Source organism: Sulfurimonas sp. (assembly GCF_014859695.1).
GTDB lineage: Bacteria > Campylobacterota > Campylobacteria > Campylobacterales > Sulfurimonadaceae > Sulfurimonas.
In genome coordinates this window covers 1-5,872 of the sequence record NZ_JACUTS010000095.1, presented here as the reverse complement: position 1 = coordinate 5,872, position 5,872 = coordinate 1, and the positions used below count along the sequence as shown (strand labels likewise).

6 protein-coding genes are annotated in these 5,872 nt (G+C 32.7%); all 6 read left to right on the top strand.

The genetic code is table 11. The features are described from left to right. The first annotated feature begins 140 nt into the window (after window positions 1-140). The 6 genes from IBX42_RS10925 (at window position 141) to IBX42_RS10900 (ending at window position 5,659) form a co-directional block, all read left to right on the top strand. Window positions 141-560 (top strand): single-stranded DNA-binding protein, encoded by a 420-nt coding sequence (locus tag IBX42_RS10925; RefSeq protein ID WP_294932841.1) that lies wholly within the window; start codon window positions 141-143, stop codon window positions 558-560. A gap of 42 nt (window positions 561-602) precedes the next feature. Further along, window positions 603-2,120, top strand: coding sequence for a PcfJ domain-containing protein (locus IBX42_RS10920; protein ID WP_294932840.1), 1,518 nt, complete (start codon window positions 603-605; stop codon window positions 2,118-2,120). A 104-nt stretch (window positions 2,121-2,224) separates the two neighbouring features. Beyond that, window positions 2,225-2,557, top strand: a complete 333-nt coding sequence (locus IBX42_RS10915; RefSeq protein WP_137014363.1) for a hypothetical protein — start codon at window positions 2,225-2,227, stop codon at window positions 2,555-2,557. 82 nt (window positions 2,558-2,639) lie between these two features. Then, window positions 2,640-4,091 carry a hypothetical protein gene (locus IBX42_RS10910; protein WP_294932838.1) on the top strand — a complete coding sequence of 484 codons (1,452 nt, stop codon included), beginning with the start codon at window positions 2,640-2,642 and terminating at the stop codon, window positions 4,089-4,091. A 248-nt stretch (window positions 4,092-4,339) separates the two neighbouring features. Continuing rightward, window positions 4,340-4,675 carry a hypothetical protein gene (locus tag IBX42_RS10905; protein WP_294932836.1) on the top strand — a complete coding sequence of 112 codons (336 nt, stop codon included), beginning with the start codon at window positions 4,340-4,342 and terminating at the stop codon, window positions 4,673-4,675. Window positions 4,676-4,696: 21 nt separating this feature from the next. Further along, complete coding sequence (locus IBX42_RS10900) at window positions 4,697-5,659, top strand: WYL domain-containing protein (RefSeq protein ID WP_294932834.1); 963 nt, start codon at window positions 4,697-4,699, stop codon at window positions 5,657-5,659. The last annotated feature ends 213 nt before the right edge of the window (window positions 5,660-5,872 follow it).

The window sequence follows — 5,872 nt, the reverse complement described above, 5'->3', positions numbered from 1 at the left end:
AGAGGTGGCCGGATGCTCTGCGCGTTTGGTGGCCGGTTTGAACGCTATGCGCAAAGCGCGCATAAAATTAAAAATATTATAGACATAATCTGACTATCATTTTCACTAAAATGACAAAGAAAAAACAAAAAAGGAAACAAATGTACAACAAAGTAATCATGGTGGGACACCTAACAAGAGATATAGAGATGCGCTTTACTCAAGGCGGCTTGGCGATAGCAAACACAGCTATTGCAACAAGCAGAAAGTTCAAATCACAATCAGGCGAGCAAAAAGAGGAAGTTTGTTTTGTAGATATCACCTTTTTTGCTAGAAGTGCCGAGATAGCAAACCAGTACTTAAGAAAAGGGAGTAAGATTTTAGTAGAAGGACGACTCAATTTTGAGCAGTGGAATGACCAAAATGGTGCAAAACGCTCAAAGCATACTATCGTAGTGGAGAGTATGCAGATGCTTGATAGTAAAAATGCTCCAGTTGAAAATAGTGATGCTAAATACAAGGAACCGAAAGAGCCTAATCCTTTTAATGATGAAGATGCAGAAGCATTCGATTTGTTTTAGTCTTAGTTGATAAATTAGAAAAAAGCAACACAGCATATGCAGATGAAAACCGCCATACCGTGGAAAACTACAATTGATATCAACACCACTCGCAATCTCTTTTCTTTCAATAATGAGAAGTTACCTTACGAGATAGAGCTCTATATCTGCTCATGCGGTTTGCAAAAGAGAATCATCAAGCAAGCAAAAAAGGAACTAGAACAATACCAATGCAGTGAATGTGGCAATGATGTTTTTTATGATGCACTCTATTATATTTCCAATCATGCGTGGTATGTCCCTATAGAGAAGATGCCTTTTTATGATCTGCTGCAAGAAAATCTAAAAATAGAGATAGAGTACGACACAGATGAAAACAATTTGCTTTTTTTGCTCAACCTTCAGATTCCAAACTTCATAGATCTCTCAAGTGAAAAAGTTGAATATTACGATAAAACTATTTACTCTTTGTTTGTGGATAAAAACGGTCGAAGCAATGAAAAACCTATGGTTGAGTTTGATTTGGACTTTTTAATTGATGATCATTATTTTTATGGTGAGGAACCATCTCAAAGTGTAATAAACAGACACCCCTTACTCACTTTTTTTAAAAAGCAGATGTTACAACTCTTAATAAAGCACCCTTTATGCGATAATTTAGCACTTGTAAAATACGATTGCACCTCCATCAAAGATATCTCATTTTTTCTTGCATATCCACATCTTAAAGAGTATGGTTTTATCGCATGGCAAGAGGTGCTTTTACTCCCTGATAACAAACCACTTACTATCAAGCAAGGACTTGAATATGTTTTAAACAACAGAAAAGAGAAGTCACTTCAAAAAGTGGTGTTTCAAGACTATAAAGAGCAGATTAGTACAACTAAAAAATACAATTTTTATTATATTTTCTCCGTGTGCAAATATATATCTGATGTCAATATTGCAACAAGGATGGTAACACTCAAATTTGAAGATGAATGGATTGAAAATCGCTCCTATTTAGGGATAGAAAAGCTTTTTGTTTATCTATTACAAACCTATACACAAAAGCAAATAGAGATGCTTATGAATGATTTTAGCTGCAAAGCTGCATATCTATTTTTTGATACATTAGAGATGTTTAGTCAATTTGATGATGAAATGATACAAAAAATCGAAAAAGTAAAGCCGAGGTGTTTGGAGTTTCATGATGTGATTACATATATACATAGAAGGTTAGTGCATAAAAAACTGTTTGAAGTGAGCTTTGAATATAGTGTAGCACAAAAAAGAGGGTGTGTCATAAAAGAGCCATACAGCGTGCAACTCCCACAAAATGGACTTGAACTCTACGAGTGGTCAGTAGCTCTTCAAAACTGCCTCTCAGGATATGGAGAACTCATAAAAAACAAACGCACCACGGTGTATGGGTTTTTCAAAGATGGTGTTTTACACATGGCAGTCGAGGTTAAAAACAACCAAATAGTTCAAGCCAGTTCAAAACAGAACCAAAAGCTCTCAAGAGAAGATACAAACATCATAAAGGCTTGGTTTGATGAGTATGTCTCGCAAAAAAATATAAAAATACCTCCAATTTAATTTAAAATAGTCAAAATATGTCTATTTTAATTAATATACTTTGACTATAACTTAAAAGGAGAAAAAACAGTGAACACAAAAAAATATACTAAATGGGAATATGTATGTCATTAGCATTATGTTTTAATTGTGGAAATGTCAAATTTGGTGCATTGTGTGAATGTGATAAATGTGGTATTGCATCAACGGGAGATATGGATTTAGATATTTTATTCAGTGATTGGCACTTTTCAGAAGATGTCTTATCTAAATTTGGAAACGTTATAGTTCAAATCCAGCAAAATACGAACGATAAAAACTTAGCTTTTTGGACTTTCTTAAAATTCATATCAAATGAATACCCTAAAATTTTATCTATAGATGTTGATGAAAGGTTAGTCAATGAAGTTGAACAGATATTAGCGGAGTTGCAAATAGAGAGGTTTGAGATTGCATAATATAGATGTAGTTGAGGGGATATCGCCTAAAACTGCTACAACTTTATCATCTTGGATAGAAAATAAAAAAGGTAAATAAAATATGGAAGAAAAAAATATTACGATAGATGCAAGCTGTTGGCAAAAGGAATCGCAAATAGATATCATACATTTAAGAGATATTGAGTTTAGAATCATAGCTTCTATGTATAAATCAAAAGAGAACTTTGAAAAAATCACAAGTAAGATTAAAGCTGATGATTTTACTTTTACTGTAAATAAAAAGATATTTGAATATTTAGCATTCTACGCAAAAGAGGACAGTTTTTTTGGGGATGATTCAAAGAAGACTAAAATCGCTTTAAATATATTGGATATTTTTAATGTTAGTCATCGCACAACATTAAAAATTTTAGATAATCTAACTATGCATTTAGACGATATTGGATTTATTATTCCTGACGAAGTAGATAAAAAGCTTGATCTTGATATTTTTGAACTTTTAGATTTTTCAAAAAAACGACAAGAGATAATATCGCAAAATAGTGATGATAAAAAAGCTTACTTTGATATTGAAATTGAAGATGAGTATGGTTTTTATGTTGCTACATATTTCAATGGTATAGTTATGAATATAGAAACGACTTATATTTTTCATCTCCCAGATGAGCTATGTGATACTTTTGAATATACAAATAAAAATATTCTGACCTATGTTCAAACAGACAACTATGAAGTAAGTATGAAAATAAATGAAGATGACCCTGAAGATCTACAAGCAATTTGTCTAAAAAAGAATATAGATAAAATAGAACAAGTACAAAGATTAATCCAATGGGCAGATAAATATAAAATAGACCACATTAAATTCTCAAGAATAGGGGGATTTATTCATCAATGTAATGTAATTGAGGGTTTTGAAAATTGTAATTTAGAAGAGATACCAAAAGAGCTTTTTGAAATCAAAAAAAACAGCTTCTTGCTTGAATTTAAAAACAATAAAATCAAATCACTTCCAGATGGAATAGGAATTTCAAAATGTAATATCCTTGTGCTTTGTAACAATGAAATAGAAGAGTTCCCAAAAAGTGTTTATGAACTAAAAGAACTTGATACTCTTTGTTTGCATGGAAATAAAATAAAATCTTTACCAGATGATATGGATAATTTGACAAAGTTGAAACATCTTTCAATATCAAATAATCCTATCAAAAAACTTCCAGCATCTATCGCAAATATCACTACTTTAAAAGAGCTAGATATTGAAAATACCCTAATAGATGAAAACTCTCTAGAGTATCTACATGTAGAAAACTTAGAAAAAATAAGTTTTGATGATAGGCTATTGCCATGGTTTATAAAAAACTTTCATCGGCTAAAAAATATAGACACTATAAATTTGGTTCATAGTAAATATAGTGAATTTGATGATGAGATTAGTACTCTTGGATTAGATATTGATACTGATAGTTGGATGGATGAGAAAGATTATCTTGGGATGGGGTGTATCATGCTTTCAAATAAAAGTGATCCATTTGAGATACCAGAGATTTAGATAGACAAAATATGTCTATTTAAATTATTATAATTCTTTTAATATAATAACAATTTCAACAAAGGAAAATAGATTGCAGAACAATAATTCAAACGCTTATGAAAATTATTTGTCAACAACGATGACAGCTAAAGGGTATGGTATTGTTGATTCAAAAAAATCAAATAATTTACATTTAGTCAAAATATGTCTATAATTAAAACTACAATTCTCCCATAAAAGCAAAAAGCTTTTAAAAAAGGAGATTTATGTACAAGAGATTAGCATTAGTGGCATTTTTGGCGGTAGTGGGTGTTGAAGCGGTAAGTGCTGAGGGTTATAGAAATAGTGATGGCAGTTATGGTACCCGTAGTGGAAATAGCATGTACCATAGCGATGGAAGTTATAGTACAAAAAGTGGCAACAGTGTCTATCATAGTGACGGTTCTTATAGCAATGTAAACGGAAGCAGTGTGCATCGCAGTGATGGTTCTTACAGCAACAAAGTCGGTAGTAGCATCTACAACAGCGATGGGTCATATTCCAATAAAGTGGGCAATACCTACTATCACAGCAACGGAACATTTACTACTGTCGATGAGTAAAAAAAGAGAGGAAAGATAGAGATGACAAACCAAACAGCAAGAGTTTTAGAGCTTTTAAAACGATTTAACGACGGGAAAAAAGTTTGCATTGAGGCTTTAGGAAACGAAGTTTTATGGGAAGGCAAAAGTGAGAAGACTATTCGCAGAGATTTGGATGTCATAAAGCTTATCTTTCCTGAATCATTTGAGCTGATTCGTGGTGATAAGGGATGCTACAAAGCCATTACCAAAAAAGCGTTTGAGAATTTTTTAACTCCTGAGACTATCTCCATGATGGCGCAGGTTTACAATGTTGCACAAAAGAGCAATCTTTTTGCAAATATTGACCTAAGTGATTCAGACAAAAGACTACTAGAGTCGCAGCTTAAAAAGTCTAAAGATTGCTATATGTTTATAGACAAGCCCTATGAGAACAAAAAGAGTGACTATCAACTCTTCAAAGAGATGGAAAATGCAATACATCATCAACAGCACCTTATGGTCAAATACAGCGTAAATGACAAAACAGAAGTCATGGATGTTAAACCATACAAAATCCTCTTTATCAACCAAAACTTCTATCTTGTATGCGAAGTGGTAGATAGCCAATATGAATTAACTCAGTTACGAGTCTCAAATATAGCCGAAGTGCAGATGGTTCCTAAGCAGTTTCATAAAAACTACGAGATAGAAGATTTCATCAAAGAGATACAAACACCATTTTCGACCTACAGAAGTGGCTATAAAAAGCATATGATAAATGTTACTGTAGAGGTCAAAAAAGAGAAGGCTCGTTTTTTTAAAGCTAAAAACTCTCTTCCATCTCAACGCATAGTCGAACAAAAAGCAGATGGAGATTTAATTCTCTCTTTTAGAGTAACGCAAGAGCTTGAGATAGAAGAGCTTATCAAAAAGTGGCTGCCACACGTTAAGGTGCTAGAGCCTTTATCGCTTAAAGAGAAGATAGAAAATGAGCTAAGAGAGTATCTCTTGCTTGAGCAGTAGGTTTTAAAACAGATATGTTAACATATACAAACAGCGCATCTTTAGCAGAGTATAAAAAAGTTTCAGATAGAGATGTACCCCTCCGCATTTTCTAGACCAAGGTTAAGCTGATAATTTCTTAATGTGATTATGCCTTTGTAAAAATTGTATTGGGCTTAATCCCAAATAAATCCATAATATAAATTCCACTCCCCACGTGTAAAAAAATATCAT